The 24,436-nt window shown below is 69.8% G+C and carries 23 protein-coding genes; 20 read left to right on the forward strand and 3 right to left on the reverse strand.

Annotation, left to right across the window (positions count from 1 at the left end):
* Positions 1–20 precede the first annotated feature (20 nt).
* The 19 genes from JIAGA_RS0118800 (at position 21) to JIAGA_RS0118890 (ending at position 19,456) form a co-directional block, all read left to right on the forward strand.
* Positions 21–953: a DUF6772 family protein gene (locus JIAGA_RS0118800; protein WP_051426259.1), complete on the forward strand. Its 933-nt coding sequence runs from the start codon at positions 21–23 to the stop codon at positions 951–953.
* Between the two features lie 39 nt (positions 954–992).
* Entirely contained in the window at positions 993–1,319 is a 327-nt protein-coding gene (locus JIAGA_RS0118805) for a DUF6385 domain-containing protein (protein WP_026876861.1), read from the forward strand.
* Positions 1,320–1,366: 47 nt separating this feature from the next.
* On the forward strand, positions 1,367–2,296 hold the full coding sequence (locus JIAGA_RS0118810) for an ABC transporter permease (RefSeq protein ID WP_026876862.1): 930 nt from the start codon (positions 1,367–1,369) through the stop codon (positions 2,294–2,296).
* Entirely contained in the window at positions 2,293–3,186 is an 894-nt protein-coding gene (locus tag JIAGA_RS0118815) for an ABC transporter permease (RefSeq protein ID WP_051426260.1), read from the forward strand. Before JIAGA_RS0118810 ends, JIAGA_RS0118815 begins: the two co-directional genes overlap by 4 nt.
* A gap of 64 nt (positions 3,187–3,250) precedes the next feature.
* Entirely contained in the window at positions 3,251–4,762 is a 1,512-nt protein-coding gene (locus tag JIAGA_RS33295; RefSeq protein ID WP_026876864.1) for an ABC transporter substrate-binding protein, read from the forward strand.
* Positions 4,763–4,868: 106 nt separating this feature from the next.
* A complete protein-coding gene (locus JIAGA_RS0118825) occupies positions 4,869–5,798 on the forward strand; it encodes an ABC transporter ATP-binding protein (protein ID WP_026876865.1) in 930 nt (309 codons plus the stop codon).
* A complete protein-coding gene (locus JIAGA_RS30820; RefSeq protein ID WP_051426261.1) occupies positions 5,795–6,619 on the forward strand; it encodes an ATP-binding cassette domain-containing protein in 825 nt (274 codons plus the stop codon). Before JIAGA_RS0118825 ends, JIAGA_RS30820 begins: the two co-directional genes overlap by 4 nt.
* A gap of 53 nt (positions 6,620–6,672) precedes the next feature.
* Positions 6,673–8,526: a right-handed parallel beta-helix repeat-containing protein gene (locus JIAGA_RS0118835; protein WP_026876866.1), complete on the forward strand. Its 1,854-nt coding sequence runs from the start codon at positions 6,673–6,675 to the stop codon at positions 8,524–8,526.
* Between the two features lie 97 nt (positions 8,527–8,623).
* Positions 8,624–10,291: a glycoside hydrolase family 13 protein gene (locus JIAGA_RS0118840; RefSeq protein ID WP_026876867.1), complete on the forward strand. Its 1,668-nt coding sequence runs from the start codon at positions 8,624–8,626 to the stop codon at positions 10,289–10,291.
* Entirely contained in the window at positions 10,288–11,580 is a 1,293-nt protein-coding gene (locus JIAGA_RS30825) for a sulfatase family protein (protein ID WP_157553323.1), read from the forward strand. The genes JIAGA_RS0118840 and JIAGA_RS30825 overlap by 4 nt, the downstream gene beginning before the upstream one ends.
* Positions 11,577–12,857, forward strand: coding sequence for a sulfatase family protein (locus tag JIAGA_RS30830; RefSeq protein WP_051426262.1), 1,281 nt, complete (start codon positions 11,577–11,579; stop codon positions 12,855–12,857). Before JIAGA_RS30825 ends, JIAGA_RS30830 begins: the two co-directional genes overlap by 4 nt.
* A 25-nt stretch (positions 12,858–12,882) precedes the next feature.
* Positions 12,883–13,854, forward strand: a complete 972-nt coding sequence (locus tag JIAGA_RS30835) for a dihydrodipicolinate synthase family protein (protein ID WP_084469795.1) — start codon at positions 12,883–12,885, stop codon at positions 13,852–13,854.
* A gap of 211 nt (positions 13,855–14,065) precedes the next feature.
* Positions 14,066–14,722: a hypothetical protein gene (locus tag JIAGA_RS0118860; RefSeq protein ID WP_026876868.1), complete on the forward strand. Its 657-nt coding sequence runs from the start codon at positions 14,066–14,068 to the stop codon at positions 14,720–14,722.
* Positions 14,719–16,155: a hypothetical protein gene (locus JIAGA_RS0118865; protein WP_026876869.1), complete on the forward strand. Its 1,437-nt coding sequence runs from the start codon at positions 14,719–14,721 to the stop codon at positions 16,153–16,155. The genes JIAGA_RS0118860 and JIAGA_RS0118865 overlap by 4 nt, the downstream gene beginning before the upstream one ends.
* Positions 16,156–16,389: 234 nt before the next feature.
* A complete protein-coding gene (locus JIAGA_RS0118870; protein WP_026876870.1) occupies positions 16,390–16,905 on the forward strand; it encodes a SigE family RNA polymerase sigma factor in 516 nt (171 codons plus the stop codon).
* 1 nt (position 16,906) lies between these two features.
* The gene (locus JIAGA_RS0118875; protein WP_026876871.1) at positions 16,907–18,025 is read left to right on the forward strand and encodes a hypothetical protein; all 1,119 of its coding nucleotides are present in this window, start codon (positions 16,907–16,909) and stop codon (positions 18,023–18,025) included.
* 107 nt (positions 18,026–18,132) lie between these two features.
* Positions 18,133–18,426: a Dabb family protein gene (locus tag JIAGA_RS0118880; protein ID WP_026876872.1), complete on the forward strand. Its 294-nt coding sequence runs from the start codon at positions 18,133–18,135 to the stop codon at positions 18,424–18,426.
* 132 nt (positions 18,427–18,558) lie between these two features.
* The gene (locus tag JIAGA_RS0118885; protein ID WP_026876873.1) at positions 18,559–18,876 is read left to right on the forward strand and encodes a hypothetical protein; all 318 of its coding nucleotides are present in this window, start codon (positions 18,559–18,561) and stop codon (positions 18,874–18,876) included.
* Between the two features lie 67 nt (positions 18,877–18,943).
* A complete protein-coding gene (locus tag JIAGA_RS0118890; RefSeq protein ID WP_026876874.1) occupies positions 18,944–19,456 on the forward strand; it encodes a DinB family protein in 513 nt (170 codons plus the stop codon).
* An 8-nt stretch (positions 19,457–19,464) separates the two neighbouring features.
* Here the strand turns inward: JIAGA_RS0118890 and JIAGA_RS0118895 are convergent, their stop codons facing one another.
* The gene (locus JIAGA_RS0118895; protein ID WP_026876875.1) at positions 19,465–21,057 is read right to left on the reverse strand and encodes an N-acyl-D-amino-acid deacylase family protein; all 1,593 of its coding nucleotides are present in this window, start codon (positions 21,055–21,057) and stop codon (positions 19,465–19,467) included.
* 148 nt (positions 21,058–21,205) lie between these two features.
* On the opposite strand from JIAGA_RS0118895, the gene JIAGA_RS0118900 reads away from it, so the two are divergent.
* Positions 21,206–21,973, forward strand: a complete 768-nt coding sequence (locus JIAGA_RS0118900) for an IclR family transcriptional regulator (protein WP_026876876.1) — start codon at positions 21,206–21,208, stop codon at positions 21,971–21,973.
* Positions 21,974–22,016: 43 nt separating this feature from the next.
* Here the strand turns inward: JIAGA_RS0118900 and JIAGA_RS0118905 are convergent, their stop codons facing one another.
* Together JIAGA_RS0118905 and JIAGA_RS0118910 are read right to left on the reverse strand one after the other, a co-directional pair.
* Positions 22,017–22,391, reverse strand: coding sequence for a RidA family protein (locus tag JIAGA_RS0118905; protein WP_026876877.1), 375 nt, complete (start codon positions 22,389–22,391; stop codon positions 22,017–22,019).
* A 40-nt stretch (positions 22,392–22,431) separates the two neighbouring features.
* Positions 22,432–24,435, reverse strand: coding sequence for a glycoside hydrolase family 20 zincin-like fold domain-containing protein (locus tag JIAGA_RS0118910; RefSeq protein WP_026876878.1), 2,004 nt, complete (start codon positions 24,433–24,435; stop codon positions 22,432–22,434).
* Position 24,436 lies beyond the last annotated feature (1 nt).

A 24,436-nucleotide genomic window follows, 5' to 3' on the forward strand; every position in this document is an offset into this window, starting at 1 on the left:
ACTACCGCCACGGAGGCACGGTGCAGAAGGTCATTCACTACGAGCGCGGCCTGGAAAAGTTCAAGCCGCTGCGCAACATCGTCACCTACGACGACTTCGATCGTGGCTTCAACGGCTGGCTGGACCTGACGCCGAACTTCGTCAACGACGACTACCGGCACTACCCGTCCGAGGTGGATCTGGCCAGCTGGGCTCCCTCGATGATCAGTGCGGCGCCGATGCGCTTCGCCGCCACCCACGGGTCGATGGAGGGCACGTACTCACTGAAGCTGAACACCAAGCCGGTCGCGAACCGCTACGAGGAGAAGCCGGCTGACGGGAGCATGGGGGTCGCGCTGAAGCGGCTCTCGAACTTCGACCCGAACCTGCGCTACGTCCAGATCGAGGCGTTCTATGCCTACACCCCGCAGCAGGACCGGCTCGGATTCGGTGAAGAGGACCTGCGGGCGTTCGGGTTCTACTTCGACCTTCAGGACCACGAGTACCGCTGGATGCCCGGCGTCCGCTACGTGAACTCCGTCAACGGCAAACTCACCAAGAAGTGGCAGTACTGGAAGGTCGCCGACGGAGTGACCAAGAAGGACTGGTGCTACGGCCGTGAGGACGGCTGGCAGCGCCCCGGTGTCGACAACCTCTGGTACGGCCGTCGACACGCCGACGGCTCGGCCGACGCCTTCCAATGGGTGCCCGACGGCGATCAGGACCTGCTCTACAACGAGAGCCCGGACAAGCTCAACTGGCTGTACTTCCGTCTGCTCATCGATTTCCAGCGGCGCGAGTACGTCGAGCTGCAGAGCATGGATCGGACCTTCGACCTACGAGGTCTGACTCCCACGCTCGTCACGCCCTACAAGAGCATCACGAACCTGATCAACCCGATCTTCTTCGTCGAGACCGACACGAATCGCAGCGTGAATCTCTTCCTCGATTCCGTCGTGTACTCCACGGAATGACCACAGCCCACCGTAGATCGACTCGGAAGGCCCTGCTCAGTGCGCACTTTCGCCACCTCTGTCATCGAACGTCGTCTCGAGATCACCGCCACGCACACCACCCACCCGTACGAGGCGGGCTGGGCTGAGGAAGCGGTCTTCTTCGTCCAGGTCGAAGGAGACCACCCGGAGCTGTCCGTCCAGGCGCAGATCTCACCGGACGGGCTGCACTGGGTCGACCGAGGCCGCGCCAGTGTCCTGGCCGCCGATGACGAGATCGCCGCTATCGACCTGGCGAACTTCGGCGGCTGGCTGCGGTTGGCCTTCACCGGCGCGACGCCGGAGCGGCCGGCCACCGTGCTGGTCCACCTCGCGCTCAAGGGCTGACGAACGGGCAGAAACGGATCGCTTCGATCGAGAGGAGGACAGCACCGATGCTTCCCCAACTGGTCCGCCGGCTCGGCCTCATGATCTTCACCGTGTGGGGTGCCGTGAGCCTCACGTTCGTGATCCTCCGGCTCGCACCCGGTGACCAGGCCACGGTGCAGCTCGGGCCGGACGCGACCGCGGCTGACGTGTCCGCGTTGCGCGAGGAGCTCGGGCTCAACCGGCCGATGCTGGTGCAGTACCTGGACTACCTGGGCTCGGCGCTCACCGGTGACTTCGGTGAGTCGTACCGGTTCCGCGACTCGGCGACGGCGGTCATACTCGATCGATTCCCGGCGACCGTCCTGCTCGCGGGCACCGCGACCGTGTTGGCGCTGACGATCGGTCTGCTCCTGGGGGTCCTGGCCGGTCGCGCACCGGGAAAGCTCGTCGACCGGGCGATCTCCGGCATCACCCTGGTCATGCAGGCGATCCCTTCGTTCTGGTCGGGCATCATGCTGATCCTGCTGATGGCGCTGACACTGCGGCTCCTGCCGAGCGCGGGGTCCGGCGATCTGCAGCACCTGGTGCTGCCGGCGGTCACCCTCGCGATCCCGTTCACGGCGCTGGTCGCCAGGATCACTCGCAGCAGTGTCGCGGAGGTGACGGCCGAGCCTTACATCATGACGGCACGGTCGAAGGGGTTGTCCGAGAGGCTCGTGCTGAGCCGTCACGCCGTGCGCAACTCGGTGATCCCCGTGGTGACCATCGTGTCCTTGCACATCGGCACATTGATGGGCGGCGCGGTGATCGTCGAGCAGGTCTTCGCGTGGGAAGGGGTCGGGTCGCTCCTCGTCGGCGCGGTCGGCAACCGCGACTACGCCATCGTCCAAGGCGCGACCGTGCTCCTGGCGATCGTCGTGGTGACGATGAATCTGCTCGCCGACGTGCTCAACGCCCGGCTGGATCCACGAATCCGAGCGGGGGTGGCGTCATGACGACGATGGGGCTGGTGCAGAACCCGGCGCCGCCGACGCCGTTGGTGCCGGCGCGGACGCGGCGCGCCACGGTGCGTCGCGTGGTCGCCGCCATCCCGATCATGATCTTCGGCTTGTATGTCGTCGCGGCGATCATCGGCCCGCTGCTCATCGACTACTCCCCGGTGGGCGGGGAGCTCAACGACCGCCTCCTTCCGCCCGGCTCGGTGCTCAGCGACGGCGGCACGGCCCTGCTCGGCACCGACGCACTCGGCCGCGACCTGTTAGGCCAGGTCGTCTACGGCGCCCGAACGTCAGTGTTCATCGGCACGCTCGTCGTGCTGATCAGCGCCCTGGTCGGGCTCACTGTCGGTACGGTCGCGGGGTATCGCGGCGGCACGACCGACCTCGTGGCATCGCGCGTCATTGACGTCCTGCTCGCCTTCCCCGGCATCCTGCTGGCCATCGTCATCGCCGGGGTGTTCGATCGAAGCCTCGCCATCGTCGTCATCGCGCTGAGCGTGACCAACTGGATCGGCTTCGCCCGTCTCTCGCGGTCGATGGCCATGACACTGCGGGAGCGCGACTGGGTCAAGTCGGCGACGGTGATGGGCGTGCGGCGCCGGCGAATCATCGCGCGGCACATCTTGCCATTCATCGCCGGCCCTTCGTTCGCCTTGGCGACTACCGAGTTCGCAGGCGCCATCCTGGCTGAAGCTTCGCTGAGCTTCCTCGGGCTCGGTTTGCCGTCGGCATCGGTCTCCTGGGGGCAGACCATCGCCGCCGGCAAGGAATATCTCGCCAGCGCCTGGTGGATCTCCGCCATTCCTGGAATCGCCCTGGCGTTGCTCGTCATCTGCGTGGGCTTCACCGGGGATCGACTCACCCGTTACTTCGGCCGAAAGCAGTGACGGGACCCAGCAGGGCGCGCACCACCACAACACAGTCCAACGCAGCTCAGTGAGGAGCATGGCAATGAGATCCCAACGGAACTCCGCGATCGTGGCAACCGCACTTCTCGGCCTGCTCGGAGCCACGGCATGTGGCGCCGACACCGACTCCACGGGCGGCGGTGGTGATGCAGGCGGCGGCGAGATCGCCGTCGCCGGTCAGTTCCCCACCGAGTCCATCGACCCGAACGGGCCCCTGGCCATCGACGGTGGCACCCGTGTCGCGTCGATTCAGCTGTACAGCCCGTTGCTGCAGACGATCGGACCGGGCGAGTTCGACCCCATTGCCGCGGAGACTTGGGAGATCAACGACACCGCGACCGAGTTCACCTTCACATTGCGTGACGGGATCACCTTCTCCGACGGCTCACCGATCACGGGGAACGATGTGGCCGCATCGTTCGAGCGCACAGTGGCCTCCGACAGCCCCTTCTCCGCGAACTTCGTCAACGTCGCCGTCGCGGCAACTGACACCACGGTGACGTTCACCACGGTTGACCCCGACCCGGCTCTTCCGGCCAAGCTGACCGGGCTCATGATCACCCCGGCAAGCGCGACCGAAGACAGCTACCTGGACACGCCGGTCACCTCCGGCCCGTTCCGAGTGGAGTCGTTCACTCCCGGCGGCGACCTCGTCATGGTCCCCAACGAGAACTACTGGGGAGACCATCCGCAGATCGACCAGCTCACCATCCGGTCCATCCCCGAGGTCGCAGCGAGAGTAACCGCCCTGGAGACCGGTGAGCTCGACGTCATCTGGGGCATCTCCGACGACCAGGTGAAGCAACTCGGCGGCAACACCGAGGTCGAGGTCGTGTCCGCGGTCGGATCAGCCGTCATCACCATGTGGATGAACGCGTCCACGCCCGCATTGGAGAAGGCGGAGGTGCGGCGGGCACTCTGGCAGGCCGTCGACTTCGAGAAGAAGATCGACGCGCTCTACCCGGAGAGCGGCGAGCCCGCCGACTCCGTCATCGCCCCCACGGTTTTCGGATACGCGCCGCAGGAGCCGGTGGTCTACGACCCTGACGCGGCGAGGCAGGCGCTGATCGACGCGGGCTTTGACTTCGACACGACGCTGCGCTTCCACTTCTCCCAGGCGCAGTTCCGCCAGTGGGTCGACTCCGTCGTGTCCGATCTGGCGGCCATCGGTGTCAACGCCGAGGCACTGGAGAAGGAACAGGCCGTCTACACCGAGGACCTGCTGGCCCTGAACTGGGACATCAACATCCAGCAGGTCGGCACGCTCGGGCTGGACGCCTCGTACAACCTCGGCCGGCTCTATACCTGCGCCGCGGAGCGGACCGGCTACTGCAACCCGGAGCTGGACGAGATGCTCAGGCGGGCCGGGACCTCCGTCGACCCCGCCGAGCGGGAGGCAGCCTACGCCGAGGCGACGGAACTCATCTGGAACGAGGCCGTGGGCATGTACCCCATGTTCGTCAAGAATCTCTTCGCCACTCGAACGTCGGTGTCCGGCTTCGAACCCGACGGAGAGGGACTGCCGCGATTCGACACGGTCTCGGTTGATGAGTGACAGGCCTCCCGTGTCGACGAGCACGACGGCAGTGATGTCGGGGCGTGCAGCGGGGGAGTCCCGGCGAGCCTCCGCTGGGACCCTCCGGGTCAGGGATCTGACGATCATGCTGCCCGGCCCGCGCGGCATGGCCGACGTCGTCGACGGCGTCTCCTTCGACATGGTCGAAGGCCGCACGACCGGCCTGATCGGTGAATCCGGGAGCGGGAAGTCGCTGACGGCGATGGCCTTGGTCGGACTGATGCCGGAGACCGGAGTGGTCGGCGGGCAGGTTCTCTTGGGCGAGGAGAACCTGCTCGAGGCCGACCGGGCGCGGATCCGGCAGATCCGGGGGACCGAGATCTCGGTCGTGTTCCAGGACCCGTCGACAGCGCTCAACCCAACGATGACCATCGGTGACCAGGTCGGGGAGATCCTGAGGGGCCGGGGTGTTTCCCGGAGCCAGGCGCGCGTGCGGGCCGCAGAGCTCCTCGACCATGTCGGCATCCCGGACGCGGCAGGCCGCGTCGGCGCCTACCCCCATGAGTTCTCCGGCGGCATGCGTCAGCGGGCGATGATCGCACTGGCGCTCGCCGGCCAGCCGAGGTTCATCCTGGCCGACGAGCCGACGACGGCGCTGGACGTCACGGTGCAGGCCCGGATTCTCGCGCTGCTCGGCCGCCTCCGCGACGAGGACCACCTGTCCATGTTGCTGGTCAGCCACGACCTGCGCGTGATGTCGCACGTCGCAGACGACCTCGTCGTCATGTACGCCGGACGGGTCTGCGAGCGCGGCGGGGCCAAAGCGGTGCTCAACCGGCCGCTCCATCCCTACACCGACGCCCTGGTGCGCAGCGTTCCCTCGGTGCATGTCAGGTCGGCGATCGCCGACCCGCTGCCGGGCAGCCCGGCCAACCCGTTCGACCGGCCGCCCGGGTGCCCGTTCAATCCGCGCTGTCCGCGTGCCGAGGACCGGTGCCGGGCCGAGGTGCCGACGTTGCGCGAGATCGCCCCGGGCCGTCTGAGCGCCTGCCACTTCGCGGAGGAACTGACATGACGGCTGCTGCCGGCCTGAGGATCACGGACCTCACCGTGACCTACCCCGGGCCCCGCGCCGCCGGCCTCGTCGGGCGGCGGACGCCAACCACCGCGGTCAACGCCGTCAGCCTGGACGTCGCGCCGGACGAGACCGTCGCCCTCGTCGGAGAGTCGGGGTCCGGGAAGTCCACGATCGCGCGCGCGGTGGTGGGGCTCGTCGCTCCGTCGGCTGGCTCCATCGACTTCGACGGAACGTCGCTGCTGAAGCTGCGCCCCCGGGATCAGTGGGCGCGGAGGAACATTGCGATGATCTTCCAGGATCCCCGGTCCGCGCTGAACCCGCGCTTGTCGGCGGCGGCCTCCATCAGCGAGGCCTGGGAGGCACACCCCGACGTCGCTCCCGAGGGCGTTCGCCGTGATCAGCGACGGCGACGGGCGGCTGTCGTCGACCTGCTGGCCCAGGTCGGGCTCGATCCGGACGTCGCGGGGAAACGCCCGACGGCGCTGTCCGGCGGGCAGTGCCAGCGGGTGAGCATCGCCCGCGCGCTGGCACTCAGCCCGAAGCTGCTCATCTGCGACGAGGCGGTGTCGGCGCTCGACGTCTCGGTGCAGGCGCAGGTGTTGCAGCTCCTGGTCAGCGTTCGTGAGGCGCGCTCGCTGTCGATGCTCTTCATCACCCACGACCTCGGGGTGGTGCGTCAGGTCGCGGATCGCGTCGCGGTCATGCGCCGCGGCGAGCTGGTCGAGAGCGCCGACGTCCACACGCTGTTCAGAGCACCACAACACGACTACACCCGGCAACTCCTCGCGGCCGCCGTCGACCTCGACGTGAGGAGCTGACCAACGCACGGCACGTCCTCGTCCGCAGTGAAACCACCCAAGGAGAAGGACAGATGACCGATCGCATCAACCGACGCATGATGATCCGTTCCGCCGCCGGCGCAGGTGTCGCGGGCGTCGGCGGACTCGCACTGGGCGGAACCGCCCATGCGGAGACGGCACCACCGAGCCTCGTCGAGGCCGACGGCGCCCCGGTCCTGACGCCTCAGCAGTTCGGCGCCGTCGGCGACGGCGTGGCCGACGACACCGTCGCGATCCAGGCCGCCATCAACGCGGCGCGTTCGCAGCTGAACAAGATCGTCGTCATCCCGCCCGGCGTCTACAAGGTCACGTCGACCATCGTCGTCGGCGACCACGAGTACGAAACCCCCGGCGAGCACCTGAACCGGTTCGTGCTGCGCGGGTACGGCATGTTCGGCGAGGAGTCGTCGAAGATCACCTTCCACCACGACGGTATCGGCATCCGGTGGGAGGCGTCGCTCGGCGGCATCCACGGCATCGCGTTCGACGCACCGGCCAAGTCGGCCAACAACGTCGCGCTCCACGTCGCCCGCAACTCGGCGAACACCGACGACACCGACGTCACCATCGTCGAGTGCTCGTTCCTCCGCTTCCAGCGCGCCATCGAGAGTGTCGGCCGCGGCTTCCTCTTCACGAAGAACAAGGTCGCAGTCTGCACCACGGGCATCACCATCTCGTGGCCAACGGGTGAGATCCCGGGCGGCGTGGTCCACAAGCTGCCGTACGGCCTGCGCAAGTGGCTGATCACCGACAACCACTTCCACTCGAACTTCGACGCGATCGTGTTCAACGGCGCGCCGGACGGCGACTTCCGCGGCGCGGTGATCAGCAACAACCTGCTCGACATCGGCCGCCGACTCTTCAAAGGCAGCCTGACCAACTCGACCATCAGCGGCAATGTGGTCGAGAACGGCAACGGCAACGCGATCATCGAGATCGACTCCGGTGGCCACAACCTCACCATCACCGGCAACGTGATCGGAGGCTTCGACACGACGCCGGGGGCGTGGGAACCGCCCATCTACGCGATCCGCTTCGCGGAAGGTGTCTCGGCGACGAACGTCACGATCTCGGCGAACACGTTCAACTGGCTCCGTGGTTCGCCCATCGGATTCGCGGAGTCCGCCGACAAGATCAGCATCACCGACAACTCGTTCGACCACTGGAACCTGGCCAACACCGCCGTTCACGGAGCCGTTCGCGTCCAGGGCGACGCCACCCGTTTCGCCATCGTCGGCAACGCCATCTCGGCCAACCGGAACCCGGACGGGCTCCCGATCCGGATCGACGGCACGATGAGCGCGTCCAATGTCGTCGGCAACGTGTTCGAGCAGGAGGCTCTGGTCGCCGCCGGCGCGATCAGCGCCGACTCGTTCGTCGAGTCCGAACCTGGCCGGTTCACCAGGCTGCAAGTGGCCGCCGCGAAGGACGCTGCGGTTCGCGTGCTCAGCACAGCCACGGCCGATATCGCCGCGGACGACACGTATGGGGGCTACCTGGTCGAGAGCGCGCTTGCGGACGGATCGGGCCCCGGCGTCAAGGGCGGGGTCGAGGTGGTCGCGGCGAACGCGTCCGGCTCGGCGGCGACCAACTTGCTGTGTTCCACGAACTCCACCAACGGGGTGGTGGCCTTCCAGGCCAGCGTGACGGGCCTGATACCGCCGACGGACAATTCCCGCGACATCGGCAGCGCCGACGCGAGCATTCGCACGGTGTACACCTACGCGACCCGGCTGCATCCCTACACGGTGGCCACCATGCCGTCGGCCGCGGACGCGCCAGGTGCGCTCATCCAGGTCGCCGACGGTCGCGCCGGCGGCCCATGCCTGGCCATGTCCGACGGCACGTCGTGGCGCACCGTGCCGCTCGGGAACGCGGTCAGGTAGCCCTCGGCACTCCAGTTCGATCGGGGCGCGGAGGCCCGCCGGGCCTCCGCGCCCCGACGACCAGCCATCGGCACGACACGAAATAGATCGGACGACCATGGGTGATGATGTGACCTCGGCACCGTGGTGGCGCGACGCGGTGATCTATCAGCTCTATATCCAGTCCTTCGCCGACGGCAATGCTGACGGAATCGGCGACATCGCCGGACTGCGGAACAGGATCGGCTACCTGTCGAGTCTCGGAATCGACGCCATCTGGATCACTCCCTGGTTCCACTCACCCCTGCGCGACGCCGGCTACGACGTCTCCGACTACCGCGCCATCCATCCTCGGTACGGATCCGTGGAGGAGGGCAGAACGTTGATCGACGAGTGCCACGCGGCGGGGATCCGGGTCATCCTCGACATCGTCCCCAACCACACCTCTTCAGAGCACCCGTGGTTCGTCGAGGCAATCGGCGCACCGCCCGGATCCCCGGAACGTTCTCGCTACCATTTCCGCGCCGGGCGCGACTACGGCGCGAGTCCGCCCAACGACTGGCTGAGCGTGTTCGGCGGACCCGCCTGGACACAGGTCGAGGACGCGCACGGTCGCCCGGGCGAGTGGTACCTGCATCTGTTCGACTCGTCGCAGCCCGATCTCGACTGGGACAGTGAGGAGGTTCGCTCCGAGTTCGAGGACATCCTGCGGTTCTGGTTCGACCTCGGTGTCGACGGGTTCCGGATCGACGTCGCCACCGCGCTGGTCAAGGCACCGGGACTCCCGGATCTCGGATATCCAGACGGCGCCTTCCTCGCCGACCTGACCCGCGCGGACCACCCCCACCGCGACCGCGACGAGGTCCACGAGATCTATCGCGACTGGCGCAAGCTGGCCGACTCGTACGATCCGCCGCGGATGTTCGCTGCGGAGGCGTGGCTCGACGACCCGGACCGGCTGTCGCGGTATGTCCGGCCCGACGAGCTGCACACCACGTTGAACCTGTACTACCTGAAATCCGCCTGGACAGCGGACAGCATGCGTCGCGCCATCGACGCCTCGATCGCGGCCACGGCGAGTGTGGGGGCGCCGACCACCTGGGCGTTGTCCAACCACGACGTCGAACGAGTGGTCACCCGCTACGGCCGTGACGACACCCGTCGACGCCCGGGCGTGTCCGGGCCGGACCTGGGGCCCGTCGACGAGCAGCTCGGCCGCCGCCGGGCCCGCGCAGCGGCCCTGCTGACCCTCGCACTACCCGGCAGCGTGTACGTCTACCAGGGCGACGAGCTCGGGCTGGCCGATGCGCACGTGCCGGAGCACGCCCGGCAGGACCCCATCTGGATCCGGTCCGGTGGCCGGCGCTGGGGTCGCGACGGCGCCCGGGTGCCCTTGCCATGGACGCCGGACGGAAGCTCGTTCGGGTTCGGCGACGACGGCGCCTGGCTGCCGCAGCCCCCGGGGTGGGGAACGCACGCGGTGTCGGCCCAGGCCGGCGACGACTCGTCGTTCCTCGAGCTGTACCGGAGCGCGTTGCTCCTGCGGCGCGCTCATCCGGCACTGGGCGGAACGAGCGATGTGCACTGGCACGAAGCGCCCCGCGACGACGTCCTCGTGTTCACCCGCGACCCCGGCTTCGGCTGCGTCGTCAACTTCGGACCGGTGCCGGCGCCGATTCCCCTGGACGGTCGGGTCGTCCTGTCCAGTGACCACCGGACCACCGAGGGTGAGGTTCCTCCCCACGGTGCGATCTGGCTGGATCTTCACCCGGCGCGCCGCGCATGACGACGATCGAGCGCCCCAATGTCGTGCTGATCCATTGGCACGACGTCGGCACGCATCTGGGTGCGTACGGTCACCGTGATGTGACCAGCCCTGCCGTCGACCGGTTGGCTGCGGAGGGGCTGCGGTTCGACCGGGCGTTCTGCACCACACCGCTGTGCAGCCCGGCCCGCGGCTCGCTGTTCACCGGCCGATACCCGCACACGAACGGGCTGATGGGCCTGGTCAACCGGGGCTGGGAGTACCGTCCGGGCGAACGAACCGCGCCGTCGCTGCTGTCCGAGCTCGGCTACCGGACCGCTCTCATCGGTCAACAGCACGAGAGCCACGACCCGTTCCGGCTCGGCTTCGACGAGGTCCATCCCTGGGTCGAGGGCCCGGCCCGGTGCGGGCCGGTGTCGGAGAAGGCGGTGGCATGGCTCGAGGCGGCGCCGGCGGAGCCGTTCTTCCTGACGGTCGGCTTCTTCGAGACGCATCGCCCCTATCCGCCGGCGCAGTACCGGGCGGTGGACCCGGCGGCGGTCGAGGTTCCGCCGTTTCTGCCGGACAACCACCACACGCGCGAGGACCTTGCCGGGTTCCTCGGCTCGATCCGGGTCGCCGACGCCGCCACCGGCCGGGTCCTCGACGCCATCGACCGGGCCGGCCTCGCCGAGTCCACTCTGGTCCTGTTCACCACTGACCACGGGATCGCGTACCCGCGGGCGAAGGGCACGTTGTACGACCCCGGCATTCGGGTGGCGCTCCTCGCCCGGCCGCCACGGTCGTGGAACGTCGCGCCGGGAGCTCCGGACGGGCTGCTCAGTCATGTCGATTTGCTGCCGACCCTGCTCGAACTGGCCGGCGGAGAGGTCCCCTCGTTCGTGCAGGGGCAGAGCTTCGCCCCCGTCCTGCGCGGCGAACCCGGCCCCCGGCGCACGGAGATCTTCGCCGAGAAGAACTTCCACGACGAGTACGACCCGATCCGGGGCATCCGCACCGACCGGTTCGCCTACTTCCGCAACCTCGAACCGGGCACGCCGCCGAGGCTGTCGGGCGACATCGAGCGCAGCCTGGTGCGGCTGGGCCTGGGTGAGGATCGCCTGCGGCCCCGGCCGGCAGAGGAGCTCTACGACCTCGACGACGATCCGTGGCAGCTGCACGATCTGACGGACGACGCGTCGTATGCGAGCGTGAAGGCCGGCCTGGCGGCGCGCCTGGCGGAGTGGATGGCCGAGACGAACGACCCGGTGCTGGCGGGGCCCGTGGTGGCTCCGAGTGGCTCTCTTGACGAGAGATCGGGGGCACGATGAACGACCGGCCCAACATCGTGCTGATCGTGATGGACGACCTCGGCTACGGTGACCTGAGCTGCATGGGGAACACGATCCTGCGCACGCCGCGGATCGATTCGATCGCCGCCGACGGGATCAGGCTGCGTCACATGTACGCGGCGTCGGCGGTGTGTACCCCGTCGCGGGCTGCGTTGCTGACCGGCCGGTATCCGCAGCGGGTCGGTCTGCCGAAGGTGCTGAACCCGCGCGACGGCACCGGCCTGTCGCCGTTCGAGTACACCCTGCCGGAGACGTTGCGCGACGCCGGGTACCGCACGGCGATGTTCGGGAAGTGGCATCTGGGGTGCCGGCCGGAGCACTACCCGACCAGGCACGGCTTCGACGAGTACACCGGGCTGCTCTACAGCAACGACATGCACCCGGTCGAGTTGTTCGAGGGCGACGAGATCACCACCACCGACGTAGATCAGGCGGCGCTCACCCGCGCGTACACCGACCAGGCCGTCGACTTCATCGAGCGGCACGCCGATCGGCCGTTCTTCGTCTACCTCGCGCACACCATGCCGCACATCCCCCTGCACGTGGAGGACGAGTTCGCCGGCCGGTCGGCCGGTGGCAGGTACGGCGACGTCGTCGAGAGCCTGGACCACCACATCGGCCGGTTGTCGGACCGGTTGGAGGATCTCGGGCTGGCCGACGACACCATCGTCATGATCACCAGTGACAACGGGCCGTGGTTCGAGGGCAGCACCGGCGGGTTGCGCGGCACCAAGCTGCACACCTACGAGGGCGGGATCCGGGTCCCGTTCGTCGCGCGGTGGCCGGGACGGATCCCCGCGGGCACGGTGTCCGACGAACCGGTGTGCCTGTTCGACCTGCTGCCGACGCTGGCCGGGCTGGCCGGGGGAGCGGTGCGGGACGACCGGCCGATCGACGGGGTGGACGTGTCCGCGGTGTTGACGGGTGGGTCGATGCCGGTGCCGCGTCCGTTCTTCTTCTTCCACTGGTGGACGCTCAACGCCGTGCGGTGGGGTCGGTGGAAACTGCACCTTGACCGGTTCCCCCGCGACTCCAGCCGGGCCCAGGGCAAGGAGCTGCCCCAGCTGTTCGACCTCGAGCTCGACCCGGCTGAGACCTACGACCTGAAAGACCGCCATCCCGACGTCCTCGAGCAGCTCACCGAGCTGGCGGCGGCATTCCAGGACGAGATCGCCGGCCAACGCGAGGCCGCCGAAGCCCGCGCGGCCGGCCGATCGACCGCGCGGGCATGTCGACGTGCGAGCTCCGCCTCTTGACCACTGCTACGAGCTTGGGGAGACCATGACTGCCATTCCTTCGGATCCGCCGGTGCGCTTGATGGCGGCGCCGTTCACCGCGTTCGACCGTGACGGCGGCCTGGACCTGGACCGCATCGCCGATCAGGTGGCAGGTCTTCGCGCCGATGGTGTCCACGCGGCGTTCGTCTGCGGCACCACCGGCGAGGGTGCGTCGCTGGCCGAAGCGGAGCGCATGCGTGTGGTGCAGCGCTGGTGTATCGAGGCGGGGCCGGAGTTCGACGTCGTGGTTCACGTTGGCCACGCGAGTCTGCGGGTCGCGATCGAGCTGGCTCGGCATGCCGCTTCGACCGGTGCGACCGCCGTCGCCGCCGTGGCGCCGTACTTCCACCGGCCGCGAACGGTGGACGAGCTGGTGGAGGCCTGCGCTGAGGTGGCTGGCGCGGCGGGGTCGCTGCCGTTCTACTTCTATCACCTGCCGGACATGACCGGTGTGCGTGTTGCGATGGCGGAGTTCATCGCGCTCGGCCGCGAGCGGATCCCGAACTTCGCGGGCGTGAAGTTCACCCACAACGACCTCGCCGAGCTCGGGCAATGTCTGCAGGTGGCTGGTGACGATCTGGAGATCATGGCCGGCCGGGACGAGATCCTCCTGGCCAGCCTCGCGGTGGGCGCTGATTCGGCCGTCGGGAGCACGTACAACTTTGCCGCGCCCGTCTATCTCGACATGGCGGATGCGTTCGCCAGCGGAGACCTCGCGTCCGCGCGCCACTTGCAGCAGGTGACGCGGGGCATGATCGATCTCGTCCAACCCTTCGGTGGTCTGCCGGCGCTCAAGGCGATCGCGTCGATGGTCGGCGTCGATTGCGGACCGTGCCGGCTTCCGCTGCACGATCTCGACGACGCTGCGCGGGCGGGCCTCCGGCAGGAACTCGAGCGGATCGGTTTCCTCAAGACGCTCGAGCAGAGCCGTACGCGTCGTGGCGCCGTGAACGAGACTGCCGCTCAAACGGTCTGATCGGTCGGCCTGGGCGCGGGAGTCATTGGGAGAGCAGCAGGTCCGCACGGCCTCGCCTCCGGCGCGCCGTCGCGTTGATCAACAACCCGGCGGTGCTGGCGGCGGGTCGGTGCCGCGGCGTCTCACGCGGGCTGGGGCTTCACCTCGCACTACGTTCGGGCCGGGGCGAAGCGACGTCGGCCGATGACGCCATCGCGTACCGTTCCCGCGTGTGGAGTCGTCCGTCCCCGCGCTTGTCGTCGCGCTCGTGGTCTTCGTCCTCTCGATGCTGGTGTTGCGCAAGGTGACGACGCCCGCGAGGGTGGGCAAGCTCGCCGGCCGGTTGCCGTCGCGCCCGAGAACCGTCTTCTCGCCCGATGACGTACGCCGGCAGGCTACCGAGCTGCTGAACCGGCTCGCCGACGAGTTGAGCCGGACGAACCCGGCCGAGGTGGACGCCGACCTCTACGAGCGGGCCGGGCTCGCCCGCTCGGAGGCGGAGCGGGTGCTGGACTCGGAGCGGTTGACCGATGTCGTCGGCGCGCTCGTCCTGGCCCGGACCGGCCTCGACGATCTGCGGGTCGCCGCCGGGCGATCGCAGATCCGCTACCAGCCGTGCTTCTTCAACCCGATGCACGACCAGGCCACCCGGCAGGTCGCCTACACGCTCGGTGCGGGCACCGTCTCGGTGCCGGTGTGCCGGCATTGCCAGGCCGATATCCGCAGGGGCGGGCATCACCTCGACGCGGTCCCGAGTGACACGAGCCCCGGCGAGCCGTACTTCCTCGGTGACGACGAATGGGCTGTCACCGGGTACGGGGCGCTGGTCGAGGATCTCCCGGCGGCGTTGTTCCGGTACGAGCGGGCCAGGCGGGAGGGCACGCCATGACGGCTGCGACGTCGTATCGGACCAAGCAGCGCAAGCGGCGTGACCTCCGGCGCGCGCGGAAGAGACTTCAGGCACGGCGGGAGCAGCCGTCCACCATGGTCGTGCCGGTGCGGGCTCGCGTCCTGCGGCAGGTGGGGATCTGGGGTGGCGCCGTCGTCCTGGCCACCGGCGCCTACGTCGGCGCCACCATCGCGGCGGCGGCGTTCCTCGACGACCAGGACGACGAGTCCCCGCTCGCCACCGCCGCCGAGGCGCTCGGCGACGACCTCGTCTACGTCGATCCCCGTGCGGAGGACCTGCTGGACGACGCCGAGCTCGCCACGCTGGAGGAACAGGCGGCCGATGCGAGCCAGCCGACGCGGGTCGTGGTGTGGCCGCTGGACGGTGGATGGCCGGCCGACGTCGTCGAGCACATCGCGGCCCGGTCAGGCACGGACAGCAGGTTCCTCATGGTCAACGACGAGGGGCGGACCGTGGTCGCGTCGACGCTCCACGAACGGGAGCCGTCGATCGATGACATGGTCGGCAGGCCGCCCGCCGACGCGGCAGCGCAGGCGCTCGATGAACTCGATGCCACACCGTTGCGGGGCGAGCCTGAGGAGTACGAGGAGAGCTCACTACCGTTCGGCTCCACTTGGCTCGCCGCCGCGTTGGGCGGTGCGCTCGGGGTCGGGGTCATTCTCGTCGCGGTCAGCACCGCATTCGTGGGGTTCGGCATTCTCGTGCTCGCGGTGGCCCCAGGATGGTTCGCCGTCGACGCGTACCGCCGTCGGAGGGCCGGCCCGGCGATCGCGAACGTCGAGGCGAGGCCGGCACGCCGGCGGGGGAAGAACCGGCTCGTCTACCGGCCTCCGAACGACGTCCTGGTCCGGCTCAACACCGTCCGCGTCGCCGAGCGGGGCGAGCGCCTGCGTGGTGAGTTGCTGGCCCTGGGCGAGCGGATGGCGGCGTCGACCGACGACGCCACTGGTGCGGCGTGGGAGCTGGCGCTCGATTGCTATGCGACGGCGGGCCGGATCGCCGACAGCGTCGAGGGTGGTACCGACCTCGCAAGCCACGCCGATGTCGTCGCCGGCCTGGTCCTGGTGGCGCGCGGGCGGCAGGCCGTGGACGCCGCGGAGGCACACGGCGATCTGGCCGAATCGGCCGACTGCTTCGCGAACCCGTTCCACGGCGCGTCGGTCGGCGCCGTGCCGACGATCGCGCTCGGTGCCGACCGGCCGCCGGCATCGGTGCCGCGGCAGGTCGACGTCTGCGCGACGTGCCGCGCCGCGGCCGAGAAGGGCATCGCGGTAGCGGATCCGCTCGTGCTCGATTCCGGCGGCGGGCGCATGCGGGAGTACTGGATGCTCGACGTGACGCCGTGGGCGCAGGTCGGTTACGGCGCGCCGAGCCGTGAGTTGATCGACGCCTGGAACGCCTCGCGGGTCTAGCTCGCCGCCGTGATCGTCAACCGGTGCGGCGCGACGACGTCGTGGTGCGGCTTCGGCCGGCCACGGCTCGAGACGCAAGAAGTAGGTCTCGTGGTATTCGGCGGCATGGTGCGCGGACCGTCAGAGGTTTCGCGCAGGGCGACGCGGCGCGAGCGGAATCCGTGCGGCCGACGCAACCTCATGACGGGCTCTCGGAGTCGAGTGTCGTGAAGGGGGTGTCGGATGATGTTCGCCGTGACTCGCGACACGGGCGCACCGACGTTCGAGGAGTATGCCGGTGTCATCTGGCCGTCGTTGTATCGCAGCGCGTATCTGCTGGCAGGCAACCACGCCGACGCTGAGGACGTCGCTCAGCAGACGTTGTTGAAGGTGTATCGGTCCTGGTCGCAGGTCGTTCGGTCGGACTCGCCGGACGCGTATGTGCGGCGGATGCTCACCAACACGTTTCTGTCGGCCCGCCGCCCGAGGAAGCGGCGGCTGGAGTTGTTGACCGACACCCCTCCCGAGCACGGCGCCGTACGGGCGCCGCAGGGGCCCGAGGACCGGATGATGCTCTGGCCGCATGTGAGGTCGCTGCCGCCCCGTCAGCGCGCCGTGATCGTGTTGCGCTACTACGAGGACCTCAGCGAGCAGGAGATCGCCGACGTCCTCGGCTGCTCGCGCGGCAATGTGAAGTCCACCGCGCATCGCGCGCTCAAGGCCTTGCGAGCCGCTCTCGGCAAGGAACACGACGGCGGGAGGGAGAGTTGAGATGAACATCGACGTCGAGGAAATCCTCAGCCGTGAGCTTCGCGAGGTAGCCTCCGGTCTGAAGGTCCCGGTACGGCCGCCGATGCCGCAGGAGCGGCACCGGACCCAGCACCTCTGGCGGCCGCTGCTGGTCGCCGCCGCGGTGATCATCATCGTCGCGGGTGCCGTGGCCGTGGTGGCGCCGTACGGGAACGACGGGGGACCGCGACCGGCGACATCGCCACCTGTCGAGACGCCCGCTGAGGAGCCCGCGGTTCGTCCCCTCACTGCCGACGTACCGACGGTGCCTTTCCTGTTCGGCGGTCGCTTGTATGTCGGCGGTGAGCAGTTGCCCGGGACCTGGGGAACCATGAACCGGGCTGGCGGCGCGTGGGCCGCGCAACGTCTCGACGAGACCTGGTGGTGGGGCAACGGTGCCGGGCAGAACTCGATCTCCGGCACGGTGATCCTGCAGCCTCGCCTCTCTCCCGACGGCATCCTGCTGGCGGTCGGCAGCTCCACGCGGGAAGGAGGGCAGGTGCTGCTCATCGACACGCGGTCCGGTGAGACGGTCAACACGTTGCAGACCACGGCGACCGGGCCGGGTGATCCAGACCCTCTCGGCGTCGTCGCGGTCACCAACGACATGAAGGTCTTCCTGGAGAGCAACAGCCGCCGTCTGATGTGGCTCGCGGCCGAGGGCGACGAGACGGTCGACCTCGACGCCACCGCCCCCGACCAGTGGGTGCAGGGCAGTACCCCCGCCGGTCTGATCGTGTTCGACGGCACCGCGGACGGTGAGGGCGATGCGACGTACCTGGCGGAGGTCTCCGATTCGGGGACACCGAATCGGTTGCGGACGCTGCCGGGCGAGAGCGTGGTGGTCAACCCGTCCGGCACGTGGCTCGGGCACAGCGGGACCTGGGGCGGTGAGTCCCAGACGATCCCCGAGATCACGGCGCTGCAGTTCGACGGCAGCCGGCAGCTCACGCTGCAGCCACCCGATGAACGGGAACTCCTTGCCGTGACGTGGGAGGACGATGACCTGCTGCTCGCCGAGTTGCACACCGACGGAAGCCCGACCGGGCTGGCACGTTGCAGCATCCGCGAGGAAGCCTGCCTGGTGATCGACGTCCCATGAGGTGTCCGTGACCGGGATGGTGGGGATTGCAGTCCATGCGCGCTGACCCGGTGAGACCACGAGGCAGCCTAGCGGGCGGCTGCGGCCCGCCCGCTAGGCTTCCGGTCATGATCCGTCACACGGTCGCCTTCCGGCTGCGCCACCCGGCCGGCTCGGAGGAGGAGCGCGACTTCCTCCAAGGCGCACTGGTGCTGGCCGGTGTTCCGGGTGTGCAGCGGTTCGAGCAGCTGCGCCAGACCAGCCAGAAGAACGGGTTCCATTTCGGCTTCTCGATGGAGTTCGCCGACCAGGCGGCCTATGACGACTACAACGCGCATCCTGTGCACACGGCGTTCGTGGCCGACCGCTGGATGCCCGAGGTGGCGGACTTCCTGGAGCTCGACTACGAGCCGCTCGGCTGACTCCGGTGGGTCGCCGGCGGTGTGCCGGTGCGGGATGGCGCGCCGTGTCTGAAATGCCCCATTCGGGGTAGCGTCCTCGTCAAGGTGGGACCGGGCCGACGGCCCGGTCGGGAACACCGGAACGGGGCAATCATGAGCGATTTCGTCGCCCAGATGGAGCAGGCATTGCAGAGCGCCGGCCCGGCCGGCCGCCGCGCGATGCTGCGCGGTCTGATGCCGACGGTTGTCAGATGGTTCGAGGAGTCCCTCGAGCCCGACGATCGCGAAGGTCAGGCGGATGTGCGACTCATGCTGTGGGCCGACCAGGTCTCAGGCGGCCTGATCGGACCGCTGTGTGCGGCGACGCAGCGGGCGCGGTCGTCGGCGGCCGCCGCCGAGCGGCTCCGGCAGCAGGTTCGCTGGCGTCGTCGGCGCGGCGTCGTGGACGTGTCGGACGTAGCGGAGGACTGACCCCTACGGCCAGGCGGCCGGAAATTGCCGCGCGAGGCGGCGTGCGGCCCCGGTAGCGTCTGCCGCCATGACTCTCCCGCGTACCCGCCCGGACCTGACCGCCGACGAGCGCGCCCAGCTGGTCGGCTGGCTCGACCTGCAGCGCGCCATCGTCCACTGGAAATGCGAAGGCCTGTCCGAGCAGGACGCGCACCGGCCCGTCCTGCCGACGTCGCCGTTGATGACGATGGCCGGGCTGGTCTCGCATCTGCGCTGGACCGAGCACTGCTGGTTCGAGGTGCTGTTCCTCGGCCGCTCGGCAGAGCCGAACCCGCAGTTCCGCGAACCCGACGACGGCGACATGATGGTCGACGACGTCCCGCTCGCGCAGCTGCTGGCCGAGTACGAGCGGCAGTGCGAGATCTCGAACGAGATCGTCGCCGCCCACTCGCTCGATGACGTCGGCCGGCACCCCGACTTCCGCTCCGGCGCCGCCAGCCTGCGCTTCATGCTGACGCACATGGTCGAGGAGACCGCCCGGCATGCCGGTCACGCCGACATCGTGCGGGAGCTCCTGGACGGGCAGAAGGGCTACTACTGACGTCCGGCTCACCCTGCTCGCAGGAGGCGGCCCGGGCGGGCGCTGGTCTGGGCGCCGTTCTCGATCACAGGCTCGCCGTTCACCAGGACGTGGTGGATGCCGGCCGGGGGACGGCACGGGTCCAGGAAGGTGGCCCGGTCGGCCACGACGGCCGGGTCGAACACGACGACGTCGGCGGCCAGTCCGGGACGGAGCACGCCCCGGTCGGCGATTCCCAGGCGGTCGGCGACGGCGCCGGTCATCCGGTGCACCGCCGTGGCCAGGTCGAGGTCCCCGAGCTCGCGGACGTACCGGCCGAGCACCCGGGCGTGGGCACCGAATGCGCGCGGATGCGGGCGGCGTCCGCCCTGGTCGTACGGCAGGGCCGCGCCGTCGGAGCCGACCAGTGTGTGCGTGTAGCGGAGGAACTCGCGCATGTCGGCCTCACTGCGATAGAAGAGCACCACCTGCACCCGGTTGCCGCCGGCTCGGCACAACCCCAGGACGTACCGGGCCGGCGGTAGCCCCGCGGCTCGGGCGGCCTGCTCGACCGTGGCGCCCTCGGGTGCGCCGAGAATGCCGTCGGTGCGCGCGAGCAGGACCCGGTCCCAGAACCACGGGATGCGCTCGTCGCCGGGCACGCCGCCCCAGCCGGCGGCCAGGTCCGCTTCGGCTCGGGCCGCGACGGCCGGGTCGGCCAGCCGCGCACGCATCGCCTCGATGCCGCCGTCCTGCACCCACGCGGGGAGGTACTGGGTGAGCGCGGAGGCGGAGGCGTCGTACGGGTACACGTCGGCGGCCAGGTCCACGCCGTGGCCGCGGGCGCGGTCGATGACGGCGAGCAGGTCGCCGGCCCGTCCCCACCGGTCCGGTTCGTTGACCGCGAGGTGGGAGAACTGGATCCGAGCTCCGGTGTCGTGGCCGAGGCGGGCCGCTTCCTCGATCGCGCCCGCGCCGCCGCCCCGGGCGTGGGTGGCGTACAGCCGGCCATAACGCGCCAGCACCCGGCACAGGGCGGTCAGCTCGGCGTCGTCGGCGTACCGGGACGGGACGTACGTCAGCCCCGTCGACAGTCCGAACGCCCCCTGGTCCAACTGCTCGGCGAGCAGCACCCCCTGGGTGGCCAGCTGGCCGGGCGACAACCGCTGGTCCATGCCGGCCGCGGCGATGCGTAGCTGGCCGTGGCCGACCAGAGCGGCCACGTTGATCGCGGTTCCCCGCTCGGCCAGCGCGGCGCCGTAGCCGGCCAGGTCTCGCCAGTGCGGCGAGACGGGGTCGTCGCCGATGCCGGCCAGGAGCTCCACGTGGTCCCGGTGGTGGCGCGCCGTGAGCGGGAACGCGGAGAAGCCGCAGTTGCCGACGATGTCCGTGGTGACACCCTGGTGGACCTTGCTCTGAGCCCGGCCGTCCAGCAGCACGCTCACGTCCGAGTGCGTGTGGACGTCGATGAAACCGGGCGCCGCCACCAGGCCGTCGGCCGCCAGGACCCGCGCCGACTCCACCGGCGTTCCCGGCCGCAGCAGCGCTTCGATCCGGCCGCCGTCGACGAGGACGTCCCGGTGGGCGGCGGGCGCGCCGGTCCCGTCGAGCACCGCCGCGCCGCGGATCAGGAGGGTCGGCATGCGGGCTCCCATCGGCTGAGAGGTTTCACTGGTTGCAACAGTTGATTCACTTGGTAGAATCCGATGTCGGGAACCGGGCAACGGCGGCCAGTGCCTGCGCCGTGCCAGGTCATTATGATCGAGCAACCGTCGAGGGCAGGAGTTCGCGATGAGCGGCGAGGCAGAGCCGGCCGACAGCCGATCCGGCATCCGCGCCGTGAGCCGGGTGTGTGACGTTCTCGACCTGGTCCAGGCCCACCCGCAGGGCTTCTCCCTCAACCAGGTCGCCAATGTCACCCAGCTGCCCAAGAGCTCCGCCTATCGGTACCTGACTGCGCTGGAGGAACGGCAGTACGTCATGCGCGATCCGGCCAGTGGCCTGTTCCGCATGGGCTCGGCGTTCCTGCCGCTGCAGTCGCAGCAACTCGCGCTGCTGGGGGAGCGGGTCCGGCCGTACCTGGTCCGGTTGCGCGACGAGTTCGACGAGACCGCCAACCTGGGCATCCTCGACGGCTACCGCATCTCCTACGTCGAGATCGTGGAGAGCCCGTACTCGGTCCGGCTCGCGGCCCGCCCCGGCGACCGTGACCAGCTGCACTGCACGGCGCTGGGCAAGGCCATCGCGTCCACGCTGGACCTCGAGCGGGTCACGGCCATCCTGGCCGCCGAGGGCATGCCGCGTCGCACGGAATCCACCATCACCACGCTCGAGCAGTACGTCGAGGAGCTGGAGCGCACCCGTGCCCGCGGCTACGCCATCGACGACGCCGAGAACGAACGCGACGGACGCTGCGTGGCCGTACCGCTCTCGGGGCTCAAGCTGCCGGCGTCCATCAGCGTCTCCGCACCGGCCTCGCGGCTGGAGCTCGACGACATCCCCAAGGTCGCCGGAGCCCTCACCCAGGTGGCCGCCGAACTCGCCGCGGCCGACCGCTGAGCCGGGTCGGGGGCGGGTCCGGCCGGCGTCGCCCGCGCAGGCGTCACCCACGCACCGCCGCCACGACGTCGATCTCGAACTTGATCTGTTCGGTCAGGCAGTTGGCGATGGTCGTGCGGGCCGGCAGCGGCGGCGCGAAGTAGTCGCGGTACCGGGCGTTGAACTCGCCCAGGTGCGCGGGGTCGTGCACGTAGGCGCCGACCTTGACCACGTCGCTCAGATCGAGGCCATGGGCGGCCAGGACGCGCTCGACGTTGCGGATGGACCGGTCCATCTCCTCGGCGAACGTGCCCGGCACGATCGTCCCGGACTCGTCCACCGACGCCTGGCCGGAGACGAAGACCAGCCCGCCGGCCACCACGGCGGCGGTGAAGTTGGCGGTGTTCCCGTCGGGGTTCGTGGGGGTGGGGTCGGTCATGTCGCTCCTGTCGAGTTCGCTGGTGTGGCCGTCATGGGGTTCAGATGATCCAGGCGTGCCAGTTCTCCGGCGCGGTGACGGCTCCGCTGTCGCGCAGGCGTTCGAGGGCGGGGCCGATCTCGCGGACCAGGCCCCAGTGCTCCCGGAGGGTAGCCGGGACCAGGTAGGCGGGTGCGCCGGCGGCGGTGGCGCGCATCAGGTCGACGCCGCGAGCGGTCAGCTCGCCGGCGGCGTCCGGACCGTCGCCGGGGTCGCGGGCGGCGGCGAGCAGGTCGAGCAGCAGGCCCAGCGAGCCGGCCAGCCGGAGCAGTTGGTGCGACCAGGTGCCGGCGGGGTCGCCCCAGTACCGGACCGGGCGCCCGGCCGGCATGCTCGCGACGGCGTCGAGCACGGTGGCGCGGGACTGCCGGAGGACGTCGGCCAGCGGCGGCTGGGTGAGCGCCGCGGCCCGCACGATGTCGTCGGGGTACGTGGTGACGCCGGCCGCGGAGGTGGCGAAGTAGGGCAGGACGTGCTGGAGCAGGTACATCATCAGCGGGTAGCTGGCGGTGACGGTGCCGGCCAGGGAGAGCGCGTGGGCGGCGGCGTCGGGGTCGGCGGGGGACAGCAGCCGGGCCCACCGGGTGCGGAACCCGGTGGCGCCGCCGGAGCCCTCCAGGTTCCAGGCGAGGTCGGCCAGGCACGCGACGTTCGCGTGGTCGGCCGGGCTGGGCATCGTGTAGGCCAGAACGCCCTCGGCACCGGCCTGGCGGCCCCGGCGCAGCATCGTCTCGATGTTGGGGCCGAAGTCCTGACTGAACAGCGTCGCGAACAGCCCGGTGGTGGGTGCCACCCAGGTCGTCGCGGTCCTCGCATCGGGCACCGGTACGGGGTCGTTGTACTTCCACCACGTGATGACCGGTTGACGGAACCCCGCGGCCGCCGCCCGGTCGAGGTAGGTGTCGAGGACGCCCTCGCGGACCAGGGTGTCGTGCCAGTGCACCATGCCGATGTCGTGCTCGGCGAGCAACCCGCCAATGGCCATCAGGTACTCGATCAGCTGCTCGCCCGGTGAGAGGTCGCGGCAGCCGTCGCAGCGGCAGTATGGGCTGACGGTGCGCAGCCGGTCGTCCGGGTCGATGTTGCGGATCGGGTAGTACTCGTCGGCGGCGACGTGCAGCCGCCGGACCCCGGCCGGCACCAGATGCTGGCGCACCAAATTCGCGACGACGGCGAGCAGCGCCGCTCGGGCCGCGGGCCGGCTGACGCAGTAGCCGTACCCGGTGGGCGCGCCGTCGTCGTCCAGCGCGGACAGGTCGGGCACGAGCCGGGGCAGGAGCGTGGAGTGACCCGGCCCGCCGAAGTGCGGGATCACCTCGATGCCTTGCTCGGCGGCGTAGCGCACCACCTCGGCGAAGAGGTCGTCGGCGAAGAACGTGGGCAGGTAGACCTGGGTGACCTCGCGGCCGGTCCGGACGTCCCAGGTCACCATCCGCTGTGGCGTGCGCAGCTGCGGGAAGTCGTCGAGCGGTACGAACAGGTACTCGCTGCGGCTGGTGTCGTGGCGCAGGTCCCAGCAGCCGTAGACGGACACGCCGACGGTGTTGAGCTTGAGCTGGCCGGCGCGGTCGATGAACGTGCGCCAGTCGGTGGCGTCCATGCGGTCGCTGCCGGCGAACGACTCGGCGAACAGCCCGCGCCGGCGATACGTCGGATGGTCGGCGATGCGCACGTGCGGCAGCCCATCGCCGTCGCCGCCGTCCCACAGGTCGACTAGCGTGCGGACGGCGTGCAGCGCGCCGTGCGGGTCGCCGGCCCGCACCCGCACACCGTCGGCGTTCACGTCCAGCTCGTAGCCCTCGGACTCGGTGGTCGCCCGGGTCAGGGCGACCGCGACCTCGGGCTCGCCGCCGGTGCCCACCGCGGCGAGCAGCCGCTCGAGATGGGGCCGGAACGCCGCCAGGGCGTCCGGCACCTCGGCGAACACGAGCCGGCCGGCCGGGAGCGAGGCGTCGCCCCACTCCAGGCGGCGCGGCTGTGGGACGAGCGCGGGATGCGGCGGCATC

The sequence above is a fragment of the Jiangella gansuensis DSM 44835 genome, from assembly GCF_000515395.1.
Lineage (GTDB): Bacteria > Actinomycetota > Actinomycetes > Jiangellales > Jiangellaceae > Jiangella > Jiangella gansuensis.

Bases quoted from the DNA above. Each gene is read 5' to 3' on its own strand.
- JIAGA_RS0118880 (WP_026876872.1), top strand. From the start codon at position 18,133: ATGATCCGTCACACGGTCGCCTTCCGGCTGCGCCACCCGGCCGGCTCG.
- JIAGA_RS0118810 (WP_026876862.1), top strand. From the start codon at position 1,367: ATGCTTCCCCAACTGGTCCGCCGGCTCGGCCTCATGATCTTCACCGTG.
- JIAGA_RS0118835 (WP_026876866.1), top strand. From the start codon at position 6,673: ATGACCGATCGCATCAACCGACGCATGATGATCCGTTCCGCCGCCGGC.
- JIAGA_RS0118890 (WP_026876874.1), top strand. From the start codon at position 18,944: ATGACTCTCCCGCGTACCCGCCCGGACCTGACCGCCGACGAGCGCGCC.
- JIAGA_RS0118905 (WP_026876877.1), bottom strand. From the start codon at position 22,391: ATGACCGACCCCACCCCCACGAACCCCGACGGGAACACCGCCAACTTC.
- JIAGA_RS0118815 (WP_051426260.1), top strand. From the start codon at position 2,293: ATGACGACGATGGGGCTGGTGCAGAACCCGGCGCCGCCGACGCCGTTG.
- JIAGA_RS30835 (WP_084469795.1), top strand. From the start codon at position 12,883: ATGACTGCCATTCCTTCGGATCCGCCGGTGCGCTTGATGGCGGCGCCG.
- JIAGA_RS0118825 (WP_026876865.1), top strand. From the start codon at position 4,869: ATGCTGCCCGGCCCGCGCGGCATGGCCGACGTCGTCGACGGCGTCTCC.
- JIAGA_RS0118840 (WP_026876867.1), top strand. From the start codon at position 8,624: ATGGGTGATGATGTGACCTCGGCACCGTGGTGGCGCGACGCGGTGATC.
- JIAGA_RS0118895 (WP_026876875.1), bottom strand. From the start codon at position 21,057: ATGCCGACCCTCCTGATCCGCGGCGCGGCGGTGCTCGACGGGACCGGC.
- JIAGA_RS0118910 (WP_026876878.1), bottom strand. From the start codon at position 24,435: ATGCCGCCGCATCCCGCGCTCGTCCCACAGCCGCGCCGCCTGGAGTGG.
- JIAGA_RS0118885 (WP_026876873.1), top strand. From the start codon at position 18,559: ATGAGCGATTTCGTCGCCCAGATGGAGCAGGCATTGCAGAGCGCCGGC.
- JIAGA_RS0118875 (WP_026876871.1), top strand. From the start codon at position 16,907: ATGAACATCGACGTCGAGGAAATCCTCAGCCGTGAGCTTCGCGAGGTA.
- JIAGA_RS0118865 (WP_026876869.1), top strand. From the start codon at position 14,719: ATGACGGCTGCGACGTCGTATCGGACCAAGCAGCGCAAGCGGCGTGAC.
- JIAGA_RS30825 (WP_157553323.1), top strand. From the start codon at position 10,288: ATGACGACGATCGAGCGCCCCAATGTCGTGCTGATCCATTGGCACGAC.
- JIAGA_RS30830 (WP_051426262.1), top strand. From the start codon at position 11,577: ATGAACGACCGGCCCAACATCGTGCTGATCGTGATGGACGACCTCGGC.
- JIAGA_RS33295 (WP_026876864.1), top strand. From the start codon at position 3,251: ATGAGATCCCAACGGAACTCCGCGATCGTGGCAACCGCACTTCTCGGC.
- JIAGA_RS0118900 (WP_026876876.1), top strand. From the start codon at position 21,206: ATGAGCGGCGAGGCAGAGCCGGCCGACAGCCGATCCGGCATCCGCGCC.
- JIAGA_RS30820 (WP_051426261.1), top strand. From the start codon at position 5,795: ATGACGGCTGCTGCCGGCCTGAGGATCACGGACCTCACCGTGACCTAC.